The sequence below is a fragment of the Nitrosomonas sp. JL21 genome (assembly GCF_009833095.1).
Classification (GTDB): Bacteria; Pseudomonadota; Gammaproteobacteria; order Burkholderiales; family Nitrosomonadaceae; genus Nitrosomonas.
This window is the reverse complement of the sequence record NZ_QRCB01000024.1, coordinates 34,312-50,887: the sequence shown is the minus strand read 5'-3', so window position 1 is coordinate 50,887 and position 16,576 is coordinate 34,312. Positions and strand designations below refer to the sequence as shown.

The 16,576-nt window shown below is 45.4% G+C and carries 17 protein-coding genes; 13 read left to right on the top strand and 4 right to left on the bottom strand.

The features are described from left to right. Nucleotides 1-141: 141 nt before the first annotated feature. The 9 genes from ABF87_RS08495 (at nucleotide 142) to grxD (ending at nucleotide 5,592) form a co-directional block, all read left to right on the top strand. Nucleotides 142-1,005: a DMT family transporter gene (locus tag ABF87_RS08495; protein ID WP_345789897.1), complete on the top strand. Its 864-nt coding sequence runs from the start codon at nucleotides 142-144 to the stop codon at nucleotides 1,003-1,005. A gap of 87 nt (nucleotides 1,006-1,092) precedes the next feature. Continuing rightward, nucleotides 1,093-1,449 carry an STAS/SEC14 domain-containing protein gene (locus tag ABF87_RS08490; RefSeq protein ID WP_160828698.1) on the top strand — a complete coding sequence of 119 codons (357 nt, stop codon included), beginning with the start codon at nucleotides 1,093-1,095 and terminating at the stop codon, nucleotides 1,447-1,449. A gap of 71 nt (nucleotides 1,450-1,520) precedes the next feature. Further along, entirely contained in the window at nucleotides 1,521-2,003 is a 483-nt protein-coding gene (locus ABF87_RS08485) for a hypothetical protein (protein WP_160828697.1), read from the top strand. A gap of 4 nt (nucleotides 2,004-2,007) precedes the next feature. Further along, nucleotides 2,008-2,391 carry a SirB2 family protein gene (locus ABF87_RS08480; protein WP_160828696.1) on the top strand — a complete coding sequence of 128 codons (384 nt, stop codon included), beginning with the start codon at nucleotides 2,008-2,010 and terminating at the stop codon, nucleotides 2,389-2,391. A gap of 42 nt (nucleotides 2,392-2,433) precedes the next feature. Continuing rightward, nucleotides 2,434-2,958 (top strand): GNAT family N-acetyltransferase, encoded by a 525-nt coding sequence (locus tag ABF87_RS08475; protein WP_160828695.1) that lies wholly within the window; start codon nucleotides 2,434-2,436, stop codon nucleotides 2,956-2,958. 223 nt (nucleotides 2,959-3,181) lie between these two features. Continuing rightward, the gene (locus ABF87_RS08470; protein WP_160828694.1) at nucleotides 3,182-3,436 is read left to right on the top strand and encodes a hypothetical protein; all 255 of its coding nucleotides are present in this window, start codon (nucleotides 3,182-3,184) and stop codon (nucleotides 3,434-3,436) included. Between the two features lie 30 nt (nucleotides 3,437-3,466). Further along, nucleotides 3,467-4,258 carry a carbonic anhydrase family protein gene (locus ABF87_RS08465; RefSeq protein WP_160828693.1) on the top strand — a complete coding sequence of 264 codons (792 nt, stop codon included), beginning with the start codon at nucleotides 3,467-3,469 and terminating at the stop codon, nucleotides 4,256-4,258. 99 nt (nucleotides 4,259-4,357) lie between these two features. Further along, nucleotides 4,358-5,218, top strand: coding sequence for a peptide chain release factor N(5)-glutamine methyltransferase (gene prmC, locus ABF87_RS08460; protein WP_164503195.1), 861 nt, complete (start codon nucleotides 4,358-4,360; stop codon nucleotides 5,216-5,218). A 65-nt stretch (nucleotides 5,219-5,283) separates the two neighbouring features. Beyond that, nucleotides 5,284-5,592 carry a Grx4 family monothiol glutaredoxin gene (grxD, locus tag ABF87_RS08455; RefSeq protein ID WP_160828692.1) on the top strand — a complete coding sequence of 103 codons (309 nt, stop codon included), beginning with the start codon at nucleotides 5,284-5,286 and terminating at the stop codon, nucleotides 5,590-5,592. An 82-nt stretch (nucleotides 5,593-5,674) separates the two neighbouring features. Here grxD and ABF87_RS08450 read toward each other — a convergent pair whose 3' ends face one another. Further along, nucleotides 5,675-6,094, bottom strand: coding sequence for a YqaA family protein (locus tag ABF87_RS08450; RefSeq protein WP_160828691.1), 420 nt, complete (start codon nucleotides 6,092-6,094; stop codon nucleotides 5,675-5,677). Nucleotides 6,095-6,277: 183 nt separating this feature from the next. On the opposite strand from ABF87_RS08450, the gene ABF87_RS08445 reads away from it, so the two are divergent. Both ABF87_RS08445 and ABF87_RS08440 read left to right on the top strand, forming a co-directional pair. Continuing rightward, nucleotides 6,278-8,254 carry a hypothetical protein gene (locus ABF87_RS08445; RefSeq protein WP_160828690.1) on the top strand — a complete coding sequence of 659 codons (1,977 nt, stop codon included), beginning with the start codon at nucleotides 6,278-6,280 and terminating at the stop codon, nucleotides 8,252-8,254. Next, nucleotides 8,251-9,996: a hypothetical protein gene (locus ABF87_RS08440; RefSeq protein WP_160828689.1), complete on the top strand. Its 1,746-nt coding sequence runs from the start codon at nucleotides 8,251-8,253 to the stop codon at nucleotides 9,994-9,996. Before ABF87_RS08445 ends, ABF87_RS08440 begins: the two co-directional genes overlap by 4 nt. Before the next feature lie 35 nt (nucleotides 9,997-10,031). On the opposite strand, the gene ABF87_RS08435 is transcribed toward ABF87_RS08440, so the two are convergent. Continuing rightward, nucleotides 10,032-10,931, bottom strand: a complete 900-nt coding sequence (locus tag ABF87_RS08435; protein ID WP_160828688.1) for a LysR family transcriptional regulator — start codon at nucleotides 10,929-10,931, stop codon at nucleotides 10,032-10,034. A gap of 105 nt (nucleotides 10,932-11,036) precedes the next feature. Here ABF87_RS08435 and metE point away from each other — a divergent pair, with 105 nt between their 5' ends. Both metE and ABF87_RS08425 read left to right on the top strand, forming a co-directional pair. Further along, on the top strand, nucleotides 11,037-13,352 hold the full coding sequence (gene metE, locus ABF87_RS08430; RefSeq protein ID WP_160828687.1) for a 5-methyltetrahydropteroyltriglutamate--homocysteine S-methyltransferase: 2,316 nt from the start codon (nucleotides 11,037-11,039) through the stop codon (nucleotides 13,350-13,352). 52 nt (nucleotides 13,353-13,404) lie between these two features. After that, a complete protein-coding gene (locus tag ABF87_RS08425) occupies nucleotides 13,405-14,142 on the top strand; it encodes a CADD family putative folate metabolism protein (RefSeq protein WP_160828686.1) in 738 nt (245 codons plus the stop codon). A gap of 97 nt (nucleotides 14,143-14,239) precedes the next feature. Here the strand turns inward: ABF87_RS08425 and gshB are convergent, their stop codons facing one another. Both gshB and gshA read right to left on the bottom strand, forming a co-directional pair. After that, a complete protein-coding gene (gene gshB / locus ABF87_RS08420; protein WP_160828685.1) occupies nucleotides 14,240-15,226 on the bottom strand; it encodes a glutathione synthase in 987 nt (328 codons plus the stop codon). A 1-nt stretch (nucleotide 15,227) separates the two neighbouring features. Then, nucleotides 15,228-16,535, bottom strand: coding sequence for a glutamate--cysteine ligase (gene gshA / locus ABF87_RS08415; protein ID WP_160828684.1), 1,308 nt, complete (start codon nucleotides 16,533-16,535; stop codon nucleotides 15,228-15,230). Between the last annotated feature and the right edge of the window lie 41 nt (nucleotides 16,536-16,576).

Below are 16,576 nucleotides of genomic sequence, written 5' to 3'. Positions count from 1 at the left end.
TCAGGTGAAAACGCAATTGAATGTTAGCATGGACAGCATATTGAGCCTGATTTCACTACAACCGGTCTAGGCGCAGGAGTTTTTCAGCGTTTTCTTCGTCTTATTTCTTTTTTATCCCTTCAATACCAATTGGAATAATTCATGATGCGGTCAATGTGGATGGTACTCGCAGCCTTTATGTTTGCATGCATGGGCGTATTGGTCAAACTGAGCGCTCCTTATTTTTCGAGTACCGAGCTGGTATTTTACCGTTCGCTATTCGGTGTATGGATGACGTATATGATCATCCATCATCACCGCCTTCCTCTTCGCACACCGCATTGGAGAATTCACTGCTGGCGCGGAGTGTCGGGCCTTATCAGCCTGCTACTCTTTTTTTACTGCCTGACTCATCTGCCTTTGGCGACAGCGATTTCGCTCAATTACACCTGGCCGCTATTTGTCGCGTTGTTGACGACATTGGTTTTGAAAGAGCACAACCATTGGCTAATGATCGGAGCTATCGGGATCGGTTTTATCGGTGTCATTCTTTTGCTGCGGCCGACTTTACCCGATGATAGCTGGGATGCCAATTTACTTGGCATTGCTTCTGGTTTCTTTGCCGCCATTGCTTATATGAATGTCAAGCAATTGGGCAACTTGGGTGAAACGGAATGGCACGTGGTATTTTATTTTACGTTGATCAGTACGGTAATGACGGGGGGATGGCTGGCGTTTACTTCTTTCCACCCCATTACCGCAAACGGCCTGGTATTGCTGGTGAGTATCGGCATGACAGCAACATTGGCCCAATTGGCGATGACCCGGGCCTATCATCGTGGCGCAGTGCTTGTCGTAACGTCGCTGGGTTATAGCACTGTCATATTTGCCTGTTTGTGGGGAATGCTGGTTTGGGATGAAGTATTACCACCCATTGCATGGCTGGGTATGGGTTTGATCATTCTGGGCGGATCACTGAGCGGAATTCTTGGTATCAAATTGCCGGCTTCGGCTGCCCAGAAATGATATCCAGCAGCGGTCATTTTGACTGTAGAATTTGCACCCTGCGGTTTATTTACCTATGATGTGCCAGTTATCACACGAGGTCCGATCATGATTACTATCCAGAAAAAAAATAATCTCATCATCGTCGCAGTCATTGGGGAATTCACGCTAGTGGACTATAAAGAGTTTGAACAGCAAGTGCTCTACCAATCTCATTTTGATGGTAAAGCCAATCTGTTGTTTGACTGGCGCGATATGCTCGATTACACCGTCGATGTTGCTTGGGAAGAAATAAAATTCATACGCCAGCATGGCAGTGATTTTAATCGAGTGGCAGTTGTTACCGATGACGAGTGGCAAGCCTGGGGCGCTTGGGTATTCAATCTGTTCGTCAATGCCAATGTCTCCGTGTTCCATGATTACGACGAAGCCGAGCAATGGGCTTCGAGTGACCTAGTGGAATGATTAAACGGGGCGTTGGTGGCATTGTCGTGCCATCTATCCAGATTCTCAATCAATTTTAGAGATTTTCATACATGGATGATTTAGTGTTTGCCCGCTTGTTGCATGTGCTGGGAGTAGTGCTATGGATCGGCGGAGTCTCGATGGTCACATCGGTATTACTGCCTACATTGATGCGAATGCAATCGATGTCTGAAGCGATGGCCTTCTTCCAGCAATTCAGGCGGCGCTTTGCGGCGCAGGCGCGAATTACGACCTTGGTGGTGGGTATATCCGGGTTTTATATGGTGTATGAGTTGAACGCCTGGCAGAGATTCTTGCAATGGCAGTATTGGTGGATGCATGCGATGGTAGCTATTTGGCTATTGTTCAGCGTGATGCTGTTTATACAGGAGCCACGCAGCCGGCGACACCAGACTCCGCAATCGGCGGCTGTTCCTATTTCACCTGATACGTTTACGCGAATTCAACGTAAGCATTTGTTTTTACTCATTCTGAGTTTGATAACCATTGCGGGTGCCGTCGCGGGTAGTCATGGCTGGCTCGTGGGAATGTAATCCGATGAGTTATTCCGTTTTGAAAATGATCCATGTCGGCAGCGTCATCGTCAGTTTTACATTGTTTTTCCTGCGAGGCATCTGGCTGTTGCAGAATTCCCAAAATTTGCGCCAGCGCTGGGTGAAAGTATTGCCCCATATCGTCGATACGCTGTTACTGGGCAGCGCGATTGCTTTGGCAATGACCATTCAACAAAATCCACTGGAGCACGCCTGGTTGACGGCTAAGGTCATTGGCCTTTTGGTGTATATTGGCCTTGGACTCATTGCGATGCGATTTGGAAAAACCCGGCAGTTAAAGATCACTGCGTGGGTAGCAGCCGAGTGCGTGTTTGTGTACATTGTGTTGGTTGCGCTGACCAAGAATCCTTGGTTGGGAATGAATTAACGGGTCCGTTTGAATCACACTAGCACATTCAACGATAAGTCTATGGACTTTTCCCGGTTATGCATCAAAAGGGCTGATCTCACGCAAGCCCAGGACATATCCAAACTGATTAACCTGACCTATCGCGGTGATTTGGGGTGGACGAGCGAAAATCATATCATTCGAGGCGATAGAACAAATCCGCATGAAATAACTACTGCACTGTCAAACCCTGAAGGATATTTTTTTGTGATTTATCAAGAAAGTATGCTGATATCGTGTATTTACGTCGCTAAGGAAAAGGATCATGCGTATATCGGTTTTTTCTCGGTTCATCCAGATTTGCAAGGAAAGGGATTGGGCAAATATATGTTGGAGTATGCGGAGTCTTTTGCCCAAAATCATCTGAAGAAAACTAAATTTCTGATGTTCGTCGTGTCTCAACGATCGGAATTGATCGCGTTTTATGAGCGCAGAGGCTACCTGCATACTGACCGGATCGAACCTTATCCTGTGCAGTCGGGTATTGGTATTCCAAAAGTTAACGGATTGACGATTGAATATCTGGAAAAAGTTATTTCATTGTAGGATTTTGTCGACATTGATAGAAAGATTATTCTGAATTTTATATTTTTCAGCAGAGAGAATTCTATTTATACATACATATAAACAATTAGTTATCAAATACTCTTTCCAATAACATTACTTCTAATAATTGTTTCTGTCCACATTTTCTTGACATTTCATATGCTAGCTTGACCAGCACATTGCTTGTCAATGTGATTAAGATATTTTATAGACGAGGAAAATCATGCTTAAAAAACTTTTTCTAATTATTGTATTAAGTTCCAGCGTTTCCTGTTTTGCTGACACAGGGGATCGCAAATCAAACGCACTGATTGATAGTAGTCAACAAAACAGGTCTTCCGATGCCAAACAAAAAAGCCAATCCTCTCAATCGGCGCCGTCAGTGAATCAGGGAAATCCGCAATCATCACAAGGTTCCGGTTCCGGCTCTGATCCAAAACCTCCCATGGTTGAGTATTGTAAAAAACACACCTGTTAATCGAATATTTACCACATTCGGAGTTAATTTATGAAAACTACGATAATAAGAAATCTGGCTTCTGTAATTTTTACTTGTTATGCAACGACGGTCATTGCAGCACCTCATTGGACTCATGAGGAACAATCTACGTGGTGGGCAGTCGAGGATACGACGCAGGTGGTGCCGATGAAATATCCATACGCGGAATGCGGGGTTGGCAAGCATCAATCGCCGATCGATCTTGCAGTCACACCGATCAACAGCAGCAAGCCATTGAGTCGTTTACAAACGGTCTATGATGTTGATACGCCGAGTTTTTTCAATACCGGTCATGCCGTGCAAGTCAATACATCGGAAAATTACACGGGCGCGCTGAAAATCGGAGAGGAGTCCTTTCCGCTGATCCAGTTTCATTTTCATGAACCCAGCGAACATGTCGTTGCAGGAAGAAATTTTCCTGCTGAATTGCATTTCGTTCATATCAATGAAGATGGACGGATCATCGTGCTCGGTGTCGCGATTGATGTCGGAAACGAACATCCGGTTATCCAAACTATTTTGGATAACATGCCTCCAGATGAAGGGCAAGAAAATGCGACCACCGGCATCCAGTTGAATCCAACGCAATTATTACCGGCGCTTGATCCTGCCAACCTCGAGTACTACACCTTGGCCGGCTCACTGACTACCCCACCGTGCAGCGAAGGCGTGCAATGGTATTTGTTACCGCAAACCATCACAATTTCGGCAGCGCAGCTTGATCAATTGAAAACCTTCTATACCTCCAACGCAAGAGCTGCTCAGGAAGTCAACGGGCGCGCATTATTATCCACTGAGTAATGTGGGTGTGTCTTCAAAAACGGTCTCCAATTGATCTGATCAATTGGAGCATCGTGCGCTGTACCGGCGCGGACGCTGTGGCATGGGATTGACTCATTGATGGCGATATACCCCAGCACCATTGCAGAAGCGCTGGCAACAGCAGCAATCGTTGATAAAGTCGATGCGCAGATGTTGCTGCAGCATGTGCTTGATGTCGAACACGCCTTTTTATTGACTCACCCCGAACAAATACTCACTGAGCAGCAGCACGCGAATTTCTTGAATCTGATCCAACGGCGCATGGAAGGTGTGCCGGTTGCTTATTTAACCGGACAGCGTGCATTCTATGATCTGACCTTCAAAGTTTCCGATGCCGTGTTGATTCCGCGCCCGGAGACCGAATTATTGGTGGATCTGGCCTTGCAGCATATCCCCGCTGATAAGCCATTGAAAATACTGGATCTGGGGACGGGAAGCGGCGCCATTGCGATTACCATTGCCAAGCACCGACCTTACGCCCAGGTGACGGCTGTCGATGTTTCCAGCGATGCAATTACAGTGTGCCGGAGCAACGCCAGCAATTTACGCGTCAATAATCTTCGCTGCATCACTGCAAGTTGGTTTGATGAACTTTCATCCGATACCTTCGATCTGATAGTATCCAATCCCCCCTATGTGGCAGAAGCCGATCCTCACTTGCAGCAAGGGGATTTGAGGTTCGAACCACGGCTGGCGCTATCTGCAGGGACTCATGGATTGACGTGTATTCAACATATTATCAGCATGGCTTCTGGCTTTCTCGTGAATGCAGGTTGGTTGCTGTTCGAGCACGGATATGATCAAGCCGAGGAATGCAGGCGATTGTTGCGTGATGCAGATTTTAGTAATATTTGTTCCTATCCGGATTTGGCTGGCATAATGCGCGTCAGCGGCGGTCAGGCAACGGCTTTTCATTCAGGCAGCAATAGCAGCAACTGATAAGGCACTTGACAACGTTTTAAGGTACAAAATTTTTGGAATGATTTTTTGGAGAAATTAACACTATGAATGTTGAAGATTTAATCGAGCAACAAATTAGCACTCATCCGGTAGTTCTTTACATGAAAGGCTCATTAGATCAGCCGCAATGCGGTTTCTCCGCAAATGCGGTGAATATTCTCAAGGCTTGTGGTGTCGATAATATTTATGCCGTCGATGTACTGGCAGATCCGGAAATCAGACAGGGCATCAAGGATTATTCCAACTGGCCCACCATTCCTCAGTTATATGTGAATGGTGAATTCATTGGTGGTTCGGATATTGTGACGGAGATGTATCAAAGCGGCGAACTGCAAAAATTATTCGAAAATTGAAATAGATTCATTATCAGCGCGGTTCAGTTCGTTTGATTCGACATGCAAATGAGCTGGATCGCCCACTAATTATCTTCTATCCTTACCCTATGGCTGCCGCAATCGCCCAATAGCGCGCAAATTTTCCGATAGCAATAAATAACAATGCCCATCCCCAATGGGTTCGTAACCATCCGGCGGCAACGCACAACAAATCTCCAATCAAGGGCGCCCACGATAACAACAAAATTGGGGCCCCATGCCGCCTAACCCAATCCAGTCCCCGAGCACTGCCTCCCGCTTTCTTCAGCACAGCATTTTCATCGGGCAGCAACCGTCCAATCAGATAAGAACTCATCCCGCCGAACGTATTACCAATCGTCGCTAAAATGAGTGCTTGCCAGTGTAAATCCGGATAAGTCACCAATACCCCCACGAGCACCGCTTCTGAGCCGCCGGGAAGAAGAGTAGCGGCTAGGAAACTGCTGGTGAATAATGCCAGGAGGCTGGATTGTTCGTCCATGGTAATGAGTGAGATTAGAAGGACGATAGTTTAGCGGGATATTGGAAGTGCGATGGAAATTGATAGTGAAAATTTAGAGTCAGGTAATAGAATATACTTATTGAGATTAACCAACAAAATTTGAAAGATGATTCTTTTATTTAACTATCTTCCATTGGCAAAAATGTTTGAGAACGAAGTAAGATGAATAGCAGTATTCCTGTTTTTGATTTGAAATTTGAAGAAATTCCTGAGGATATTTCGAGACTTGCATCCGAACTTCATAGTCGGCGTACTATGGATTTAGTGATCGAAATTTCAAGTTCTGATTTCCTTTCAGAAAAACACATTATTGATGGGCTTTTTTACATTGAAGATAGTGAACTAAGATTTATTTCAATTGCAGCAAGAAATTACTGTACAGCAGTGCACAGTTTCCAGAAACTTGGAAACTCTGATGCGCTCTTGAATGCTCAGGAAATTTTTGATGAAGCGCATCAATTGGAGATTGATGAAATTGGACATACTGACTTCGCCAGCGGTCGATTTTTAGGATTAATTTCTCAGAAAATTGATGTTTTAAAGACTGGGATTGAAGCTATTAATGCTTCGGATGCTCATTATGTTTTTAGTGTATTGAGAAATATAGGCAATGCACTACCGTTTCTTAAAGAAATAAAAAGCCAGAGCTTGGTTGATTTGGTGGAAGCGCAGTATCTAAAAACTTCAAGAGACTTTGCCGCTGGTATGTTTTTCAATCAATTGAATAATTATCTATCGAATCATCCTGATTTCGCTAGAGAGCTATACACTTTAGTTCGAAATCAAATATCAACTGAGAATACCGGTCTGTATGGTTCCGCCTTAATCGGTATGGCAAGAGCTGGTCATTCTGTCGATGTTACTGAGCTTGTTTTGAGTGATACTGCATCTGAATTTGCTGATCTTTTAGCTGCTGCTTTGTGGGCATTGGGCTGCTTGAAAGATTATTGGGAAAAAGAATCGGAATTAAAAAATCGGGTGCAGCAAGTTTTAAAGGCGGTGGGGCATCATTCAGATTCCAACGTTAGTCTCCAAGCCTGGAGAGCTCTCGCGAATGCCGCTGTTTCACAGCCCGAATTAGTTACTGAGCTTTTGAAACATGCGCAGCCAAACAATCAGAGTGCATTACTAGTACTTAGCGATTTTGCTTTTATGAATTTCAAATTAGCAAAAGATCATTCAAGTTTTGCAGAAATTTTAGATGCTTTGACCGGCTTAGATGCGGATCGAGAAAATAATTTTGATTATGTTCTGTCGCAATTGATTGAAGTCAATACGCACGATGAATTGGTATATAACAGCTTAACAACTTGGGTGGTTAAGCACTACGATAGTAGGAATTCGGATGAAAAATTGGGTTCATGTTTTGCCCATAGCATAAGGGAATTAGTCGGCAAGCCCTTGTTACATGAGTTGATTACCCGCTGGTTGATTTCTGATGACAGGATTCTTGGTGTTGCTTTTCGTGACCTAATTGGTCATTTGTGGGTTCATGAAGTGAGGCAGCCTGTTTTTGCGAAAGATATTCTCGATACTTTAACCGCTGATGATTTTAAATATCTCGCACGGCGCTTGTTGGGTTGGGTGTTTCATGAAGAAGCATTGCTTTCGTTAATATTTTCATTACTGAATACCCAAAATGCTCAGCAAAGAACCTTTAATCTTGCTTATACATTGTTGGTTGAAGAAGCGGGACGGAATTATCCTCAATCCACGTTGGAAGCTATTCAGGAAAAATTGAATGACGCTTCTTCGCCCGAGGAAAAACAATTATTAGAACAGGTGCAAACGGGTTTGCTTACTTACACAGAGGCAATTAAGCAATTGCCTGTCCGACACGAATTTCGTCCGCCAATTCCAACACGCATAAGACATGGTATTGCATTGAAAAAATCTAGAGAGCACCGAGAGGCAAGAGATAAAGCAAATGAAAAATCGATATTGCGACAACTCTGTACAACAGTTTCGTTAAAAGCTGGGACAGGTTGCTTTTCGCTTTTCCAAGGGAAAATCAGTGATATCAACCGTCTTGGTTCGTTTTCTTGTTTTATCTCATTGCCAGCACAATACGTGGTTGACCCTCTCAATGATGAAATTAAAAATCTGGGCTTTAGATCTGCTAAACGAGGAGATCAATGAAGCTGGTTATTGCTGAGTATTTGCGCTCACTCAAAGAGCGAGATGAATTGGATCGCTTGTTGCCTGATTTATTGGTGGAAATGGATTATATTCCTGTGGCTCGCCCACAAACTGGTAATAGACAATATGGTGTCGATATTGCATTCAGGGGGAGAGATTCTGAGTCTGGTTTAGATGAATTACTGCTTGTTGTAGTCAAGCAAGGAGATATAGGCCGTACCGAATGGGATGGTGGCAATCAATCTGTGCGCCAAAGTATCAACGAGATTTTTGATGTTTATTTGAAGTCTCACCTCGAACCGCAAGATCATGATCGTAGTATTCGCATTGTAGTTGCAACTAACGGAGAGTTGAAACAAACTGTGCACTCCAATTGGAGTGGATTCGTCATTGATAACAAAGCTAGGGCATGTATCGAATTTTGGGGAGCCGATACTATTGCTAAGCTGATCGAAATTCATCTTCTAGATGAGCATATTTTTCTTGACGAAGATCGCCGCGATTTGCGACGGGCACTGGCATTATCTGGTGATAGCGAGTATGACCGGCAAGACTTATATCGTCTATTTAAACGTTCCTTGGATTTGAATGATGAAGGGCGATTAACCGACAAGCCTAAGACGGGGAAAGCTTTATTGAAAGCTTTGCGAATTGTTAATCTATCAGCTCAAATGTTTGCTTATTGGACGCTGCGTGATGACGGTGATACTCGCCAAGGCCTCTGTGCGGTCGAGCGTGCTACGTTGTGGACTTGGCACCGTATTTGCCTCGCTGATGAAAGAGACAAACAAAGTGCAATAGTTGGTCCTCTTCGTCAAATATGGTGGATTTACTATCGTTTTACAGTTCAATATCATGCAAGAATTCAACCGTATTGTTTCGTGGAAAATAGCATAATCCGATATGCTTCGAATGGCGTGGAATCGTCGTTAATTGCATTTGAGCAGATCGGTATTCTGGCAAGTATTGCGCTATTTCAGATATTTTCTGCAATCTCTGAAGGAAGCAAAAAAACAGATGAAAAAAATACTTTCTGGGAAGAAAATGCCAATATAGTGATACAAACTTTGGAGTCATGGCTACAAAATAACGGGGCTAGCAGTTCCCCATGCCTCGATCGGCAAAGTCAAGACATTCATCTGGCATTAATAGCGCTGCTTGGATTAAGTCGAACAGAAACAGCTAAGGAATGGTTAAAGAAGCTGTTTCGCAATGTAGATTACGCCTTGAAAGCAAAGAAATTTGTACCTATCGCTACAGATTCTTTGGATGATCTGGTGGAGGAGGGGGGGTGGCTTGGGGGACAAGCAACTGAACGCATGACGGAAACATCCTGGATGTTGGCAACTTTTGCCGGTTGGAGTGTTATTTTGGGGATGGATGAGATGTATGAAGTGTTAGCTCAGAATGTACGCGATCAGTATCCAGGAGTATGTATACAACTCTGGCACCCTGAGAAAGATTTATATCAACATCTTTACTTCCAGCCCGCACATTCTGAATCTGGTGTAGCCGAAGCACCAATTCAATTGCCAGCAACTGCAAGTGAATACCGGCAACAAATGCAAATGATTTGTGAATCGGGGTTTGGAAAGGTACTTCTTGAATCTCCAGCAGCGCAATCTGGTCTAATGGCTCTTGATTTTATCGCGTACCGACATTTTTCAACTCCTGTGCCACCTGTGTTTTGGTATTCGCTGATGGATAACGCTGCTGGTGATAAACAAGTCGGGTTTTCTTGAAGAAATTTTCTCAATTGAAATCTATTTTCAATAGTTTAAATGGATGAACTTTTAGCTGTTTGCTGGCCTATTGCAATAAATTCCCGGATGTATGAAACCGCCTCATCCGCATCTCGCATCGCCAAATACAATTTCTGAAAAAGTCCTGAGTCGCCGATCCGAATTTTCTTGAGATTCAAATCCTTGTTTTTGAGATCGGCGAGCCATTCCGGCAGCACACATACGCCGCGGTTGAGGGCGGTCATTTGCAGCATGATGTCAAGCGATTCGATGGGTTTCAGCTTGTCCGGCTCGAACTGGGCGGGAGTGAGGAAATGTGTGAGGATGTCGAGCCGTTCCAGCGGTACAGGAAAGGTCAATAGGGTTTCCTTGCTGAGCAGTTCCGGAGTGATGTGCTGCAGACCAGCCATTGGATGATGTTCTGCGGCTAACAACACCAATTGATACTCCGCCAGAATTTCGTATGCGATATTGTCTTTTCTGACCAGATCAGGCGTGATCAATACATCAATGTGGCGATTCAACAAACCTTCCAATCCGGAAAACTGGAATTTCTGCACGATATCGACATCGATGCTGGGCATTTGCCGCATGTACTGGCCGATCATGCCGGTCAGCCACTCAAAGCAGGGGTAGCATTCGACGCCGATGCGCAAAATGCCTTGGCGGCCTTCGCTATAGGCTTGCAACGTCTTTTCAGTCTGCGCCAAAACTGGGAGTATTTGATTGGCAACATCTAGTAGCAATGTTCCGGCTTGAGTCAGGCGCAGGTTGCGACCTTCACGTTCCCACAACTTGATACCAAGTTTCTTTTCCAGATAACTGATCTGATGTGATAGCGCAGGTTGACTCAGGCAAAGCGCATTGGCAGCTTCAGTCAACGTGCCATTGGTATGCAGCGCTTGGATGATTTTCAGATGACTGTGTTCGATCATTTATTAGGAAATCTTATTGGAATGTTGAAATTTATCATTATTACTCATTATTAATTTTCCATACAATTGGGTCACTTTAATTAATCTTTGAGTGGTGATTGAAAGATGGTAACGATACATAATCTGGGCTTTCCTCGAATCGGCAGAAACCGGGAATTGAAATTTGCGTTGGAAAAATATTGGAAAGGCGAGATTTCAGAACAGACCTTGCTCAGTACGGTTGACACGCTCCGGCAGCAGCACTGGCATGATCAGTTGAAACTGGATTGGATGCCGGTAGGTGACTTCTCATTGTACGATCATGTACTGGATACGAGCTTTATGCTGGGTAACATTCCAGCTCGGGTCAGCACATTAGCCGGGAGTGAAATTGACAATTACTTTCGTGTTGCGCGGGGACGCTCGGCTGCGGATACCTCTTCGTGTAGCTGCGTTAACGCCGGCGAAATGACGAAATGGTTCGATACCAACTACCATTACATCGTGCCGGAGTTTGATAAAAATACCCATTTTTCATTGCATGCCAGCCGCATACTTGAACAGATCAATCAGGCTCAGGAAATCCATCAACACGTTAAACCAGTTATCCTGGGACCAGTTACCTATTTGTGGCTGGGAAAAGCTAAAGACGGTAGCGAACGACTTGATTTGCTTGATAACTTATTGGCGGTTTACGCGCAATTACTGAGTGAATTCAAAAATGCCGGCGTTGAATGGGTACAAATAGACGAGCCGGTACTGGTCATGGAATTATCGCAACAATGGAAGCACGCATTGCGCACGGCGTATTACCAATTGCAAGCTTCGTCAGTCAAACTGCTATTGACGACTTATTTTGGACAGTTGCAGGATAATTTGCAATTGGCCTGCGAGCTGCCGGTGGCTGGATTACATCTGGATGCTGTCAGTGCACCCGATGAAATACCCAAAGTAATCGACTGGTTGCCTAGCCATAAAATCTTATCTCTGGGTATCGTAAACGGCCGTAATATCTGGAAAACCGATTTAACCGCAGCGCTGGATTGGTTGGAACCGGTGCATACACGTTTGCAAGATCGGTTGTGGCTGGCGCCTTCCTGCTCTCTGCTGCATGTCCCGGTTGATTTGAGTAGTGAAAAAAAACTCGATGCGGATATTCATTCATGGCTGGCGTTCGCAATCCAGAAGCTCGATGAAGTCGAGATATTGGCAAAAGCATTGAATCATGGTCGAGCCAGTGTTGCGGAATTACTGGCAGACAATCAAACTGCAATCGCCAGCCGCGAGCAATCGAAACAGGTGCACCGATCGGATGTCGAAGCACGCATGCTGGAAATTGCCGATGAAATGGGCAATCGCCGTTCACCTTACCATCAGCGAGCGATCATACAGCGCAATCGATTCCGGTTACCGCTTTTTCCCACCACCACGATTGGGTCATTTCCACAAACACAGCAAATCCGTCAATTACGCCGCGATTTCCGTACCGGCCAATTAGCGGAAAAGGAGTATCGTCAAGCGATGCAACAAGAAATTGAGGTGTGTGTGCGTGAACAGGAAACACTAGGCTTGGATGTGTTGGTGCATGGCGAGCCGGAGCGCAACGATATGGTGGAGTATTTCGGCGAGCATTTGGACGGCTTTGCGTTTACTCAATTTGGCTGGGTGCAATCATATGGGTCGCGCTGCGTCAAGCCGCCGATTATTTTTGGCGATGTGGCGCATCCAAAACCGATTACCACGGAATGGATTCAGTATGCCCAATCATTGACTCGCAAACCGATGAAAGGCATGCTGACGGGACCGGTGACGATGTTGAATTGGTCTTTTGTGCGCGATGATCAATCACGCGCTGAGACCTGTATGCAATTAGCACTTGCGATTCGCGATGAAGTACTGGCTTTGGAAAAAGCAGGTATCCAAATGATTCAGATTGATGAGGCGGCGTTGCGCGAAGGGTTGCCGCTGAGGAAATCACAGTGGCAGGGTTATTTGGACTGGGCTACCCGCGCTTTTCGCATCACCGCAAAAGGTGTAAAGGATGAAACCCAGATTCATACGCACATGTGCTATTCGGAATTCAACGACATCATGGAAGCGATAGCGGGTATGGATGCAGATGTCATTACCATTGAAACATCGCGTTCGAACATGGAATTACTGGATGCTTTCGATCAATTTCAGTATCCGAACGAAATTGGACCTGGCGTGTATGATATTCATTCACCCAATATCCCATCCGTCGAATCCATCATTCAATTAATGAAGAAAGCTGCACAGCGGATACCGCCAGAACGTTTATGGGTGAACCCCGATTGCGGATTGAAAACGCGCAACTGGGAAGAAGTCAAACCGGCGCTTCAAAATATGGTTACGGCTAGCCGGTATCTATCCAGCCATGTCTCAACTGAATTCAAGTCTTCGGCATTTGACTTGCAGTAGTTAATTAGCGATGATATGGCGTCTTATCCATCACGGTTTTTAAGGAGTTATCATGACAACAATGCTCAAGCAAAAAATTACTGCCATTATTGGCGAGAAGCATCTGCTCAAGCACCCATTTTACATTGCCTGGACAGAAGGAAAATTGACCAAAGAACAATTGCGTCATTACGCTGAACAATATTTTTATAATGTATTGGCCGAGCCTACTTATTTAAGCGCTGTACACTTCAATACGCCGCATATGCACTCGGAAACCAATAGTGGCGATATCAGCGTGCGCCAGGAAGTACTGAGAAATCTGATCGATGAAGAACATGGCGACAAGAACCATCCTGCGCTATGGAAAAATTTTGCCTTTGCATTGGGAGCCAATGACAAAAGCTTAACCAATGCAGCCGCATTGCCATCGACTGAGCATCTCGTTTCGACCTTCCGCGATATTTGCTTGAACCGTCCATTTTATGCGGGGTTGGCTGCATTGCATGCATTCGAATCGCAAGTGCCCGACATCGCTGCGGTGAAAATCGATGGCTTGGCCAAATTCTATGGCATGAAAAATCCGCAAGATTATGAGTTTTTCTCAGTTCATGAAAAAGCCGATGTTTATCATTCGCAAGCTGAGTGGTCGATTATTGAACGCTTTGCCGATACGCCTGAAAAACAGGCTGAAGTACTCGCGGCGACTCAGGAAGCCTGCGACGCGCTATGGGGTTTCTTGGATGGTATTCATGAAACCTACTGCGCTAATTTGATCTGCGAGCAGAAAGAAGCTGCAACCGTACATTAATTTGTAATTCGAATCAGTTTAGAAATGTAATAAAACTCAGCGGCTGTGAAAAATTAATTTCATTCCGGTCCGCTGAGTTTTGCTGACATTGTCTGTACTACATCTTATTATGCGCCTGAAAGTGAATTTTTCGATCTGATCGACTCGCCTCGATCGCATCCAGCATCATCCCGGCAACATTAAAGCCCGTTTCTCGGGTAATTTCCTGCATGCCTGTTGGACTGGTCACGTTAATTTCTGTCAGATAGTCACCGATGACATCCAATCCCACTAACATCAGACCCCGCTGCGTCAATTCTGGTCCGATGGATTCTGCAATTTCCAGGTCACGTGTGCTCAAGGTTTGCGCTTGAGCGATTCCTCCGGCAGCGAGATTGCCCCGAGTTTCTCCCGGTTTTGGAACACGCGCCAATGCAAAAGGCACAGCTTTGCCATCGATCAACAGAATGCGTTTATCTCCCTGAACGATTTCTGGAATGAATCGTTGAGCCATGATAGTTCGGGTTCCATAATGAGTGAGTGTTTCGAGAATGACATTGAGATTGTGATCGGTACGATGCACCCGAAACACGCTGGCTCCTCCCATGCCATCCAATGGTTTTAGAATGATATCGAGATGCATGTCCAGGAAGTCATGGATCAACGGTCCTTGGCTGGTAACCAAGGTTGGAGCTATCCATTGTGGAAATTGGGTAATCGCCAGTTTTTCATTATGATCGCGGATCGCGCTTGGATCATTGATGACCCACGCACCTTGATTCTCAGCCAGTTCCAGCAAATAGGTACTATAGACATATTCCAGATCGAACGGCGGATCCTTGCGCATGAGTACGGCATCAAACCGATTGAGTGGTACTGTTTCAACGTCGCTAATTGAATACCAGTGACTATCCCGATGAGGCGCATCCTTAAGGGTCAAAGCGCGTGCATGCCCAGCGACCCTATGATCGAGCAGAAAGATATCATGCTGGTACAGTACGTAGATCTGATGATTTCGGGTGTTTGCTTCGCACATCATTGCGAAGCTGGAATCTTTCGCTGTCTTGATCGAGTCGAGTTGATCAATGATGAACGCAAGCTTCATGTCAATCCGCTGGGAGTGGGGCAGGGGTATTCAGTCCGGCTTGCTCCTGCTCCAGTTCCAGTGCTGCAGCCAATAACGCTAAACGCGCGACCACACCATACGCATAAAAGCGGTTAGGAATCGAATGCGTTTGCGCCGAATTTTTTGGCAGCAGACAAGAGGCTTCGAACGCGAGCGGCACAAAATGCATACCCGGGGCATTGAGATTCTCATCGATGCCGCGGCCGGTATGCACCCGGTAAAACCCGCCGACAACGTACCGGTCTATCATGTAGATGACAGGTTCGGCGACAGCCTGATTGATATTCTCAAACGTGTAAACGCCTTCTTGCACCAGCACATTGGATACTTGCATGCCTTCCTTGACTACAGCCATTTTGTTGCGCTGTTTGCGATTGAGCTTATAGATATCAGCGCCATCCTTGACAGTCATGATACCCATGCCATAGGTACCCGAATCGGCCTTGACGATCACAAAAGGGTCTTCTTTGACGCCGTATTCCTGATATTTTTTCTGAATGACTGCAATGATGCGGTTGACAGCGCTGGCGACGCAATCCTCACCTTGTTTTTCGCGGAAATTGATTTCTCCACATGAGGTAAAACGCGGATTGATCAACCAAGGATCGATTCCTATCAATTCCGCAAATTCCTGTGCAACTTGATCATAAGCGGAAAAATGAACGGATTTTCGGCGTGTCGCCCATCCCGCATGCAAGGGTGGAATGATGGCCTGACTCAAGTTTTGCAGGATATCCGGAATTCCCGTGGATAGATCATTGTTAAGAATGACTGCGCATGGTTCAAAGTTTTTGACGCCCAACTGATTGTTTTTGCGTATCAACGGTTCAAGCGTAATTGCTTGGCCATCGGGAAGATCAATGGTAGTGGCTGCCGTAATTTCAGGCAATAACGAACCTATGCGGACATTGAGTCCGGCCTGTTGCATGATACTTTGCAGCGTCGCGATGTTCTGCAGATAAAAGGTGTTGCGGGTATGATTTTCTGGAACCAACAACACGCTTTGCGTATCGGGACAGATTTTCTCGATCGCATTCATCATGGCCTGGACGCACAGTGGCATGAATTCGGGATTCAGATTGTTGAATCCGCCCGGAAACAGATTAGTATCGACGGGAGCCAATTTGAACCCGCTATTGCGTAAATCAACCGAGCAATAAAAAGGTACGGTATGTTCGCGCCATTTGCTTCTCAGCCAATGTTCGATGGAGGGCATGGCGGTGATGATACGATTTTCTAAATCAAGAATGGGGCCGCGCAATGCGGTTGAGAGATGAGGTACTGGCATTTAATTATCAAGTAATAAGTCACCGCGATTATACCATTATG

What these genes read in the sequence shown, in the direction of transcription:
- ABF87_RS08495 (WP_345789897.1), top strand. Translation starts at nt 142, where the DNA reads ATGATGCGGTCAATGTGGATGGTACTCGCAGCCTTTATGTTTGCATGC.
- ABF87_RS08490 (WP_160828698.1), top strand. Translation starts at nt 1,093, where the DNA reads ATGATTACTATCCAGAAAAAAAATAATCTCATCATCGTCGCAGTCATT.
- ABF87_RS08485 (WP_160828697.1), top strand. Translation starts at nt 1,521, where the DNA reads ATGGATGATTTAGTGTTTGCCCGCTTGTTGCATGTGCTGGGAGTAGTG.
- ABF87_RS08480 (WP_160828696.1), top strand. Translation starts at nt 2,008, where the DNA reads ATGAGTTATTCCGTTTTGAAAATGATCCATGTCGGCAGCGTCATCGTC.
- ABF87_RS08475 (WP_160828695.1), top strand. Translation starts at nt 2,434, where the DNA reads ATGGACTTTTCCCGGTTATGCATCAAAAGGGCTGATCTCACGCAAGCC.
- ABF87_RS08470 (WP_160828694.1), top strand. Translation starts at nt 3,182, where the DNA reads ATGCTTAAAAAACTTTTTCTAATTATTGTATTAAGTTCCAGCGTTTCC.
- ABF87_RS08465 (WP_160828693.1), top strand. Translation starts at nt 3,467, where the DNA reads ATGAAAACTACGATAATAAGAAATCTGGCTTCTGTAATTTTTACTTGT.
- prmC (WP_164503195.1), top strand. Translation starts at nt 4,358, where the DNA reads ATGGCGATATACCCCAGCACCATTGCAGAAGCGCTGGCAACAGCAGCA.
- grxD (WP_160828692.1), top strand. Translation starts at nt 5,284, where the DNA reads ATGAATGTTGAAGATTTAATCGAGCAACAAATTAGCACTCATCCGGTA.
- ABF87_RS08450 (WP_160828691.1), bottom strand. Translation starts at nt 6,094, where the DNA reads ATGGACGAACAATCCAGCCTCCTGGCATTATTCACCAGCAGTTTCCTA.
- ABF87_RS08445 (WP_160828690.1), top strand. Translation starts at nt 6,278, where the DNA reads ATGAATAGCAGTATTCCTGTTTTTGATTTGAAATTTGAAGAAATTCCT.
- ABF87_RS08440 (WP_160828689.1), top strand. Translation starts at nt 8,251, where the DNA reads ATGAAGCTGGTTATTGCTGAGTATTTGCGCTCACTCAAAGAGCGAGAT.
- ABF87_RS08435 (WP_160828688.1), bottom strand. Translation starts at nt 10,931, where the DNA reads ATGATCGAACACAGTCATCTGAAAATCATCCAAGCGCTGCATACCAAT.
- metE (WP_160828687.1), top strand. Translation starts at nt 11,037, where the DNA reads ATGGTAACGATACATAATCTGGGCTTTCCTCGAATCGGCAGAAACCGG.
- ABF87_RS08425 (WP_160828686.1), top strand. Translation starts at nt 13,405, where the DNA reads ATGACAACAATGCTCAAGCAAAAAATTACTGCCATTATTGGCGAGAAG.
- gshB (WP_160828685.1), bottom strand. Translation starts at nt 15,226, where the DNA reads ATGAAGCTTGCGTTCATCATTGATCAACTCGACTCGATCAAGACAGCG.
- gshA (WP_160828684.1), bottom strand. Translation starts at nt 16,535, where the DNA reads ATGCCAGTACCTCATCTCTCAACCGCATTGCGCGGCCCCATTCTTGAT.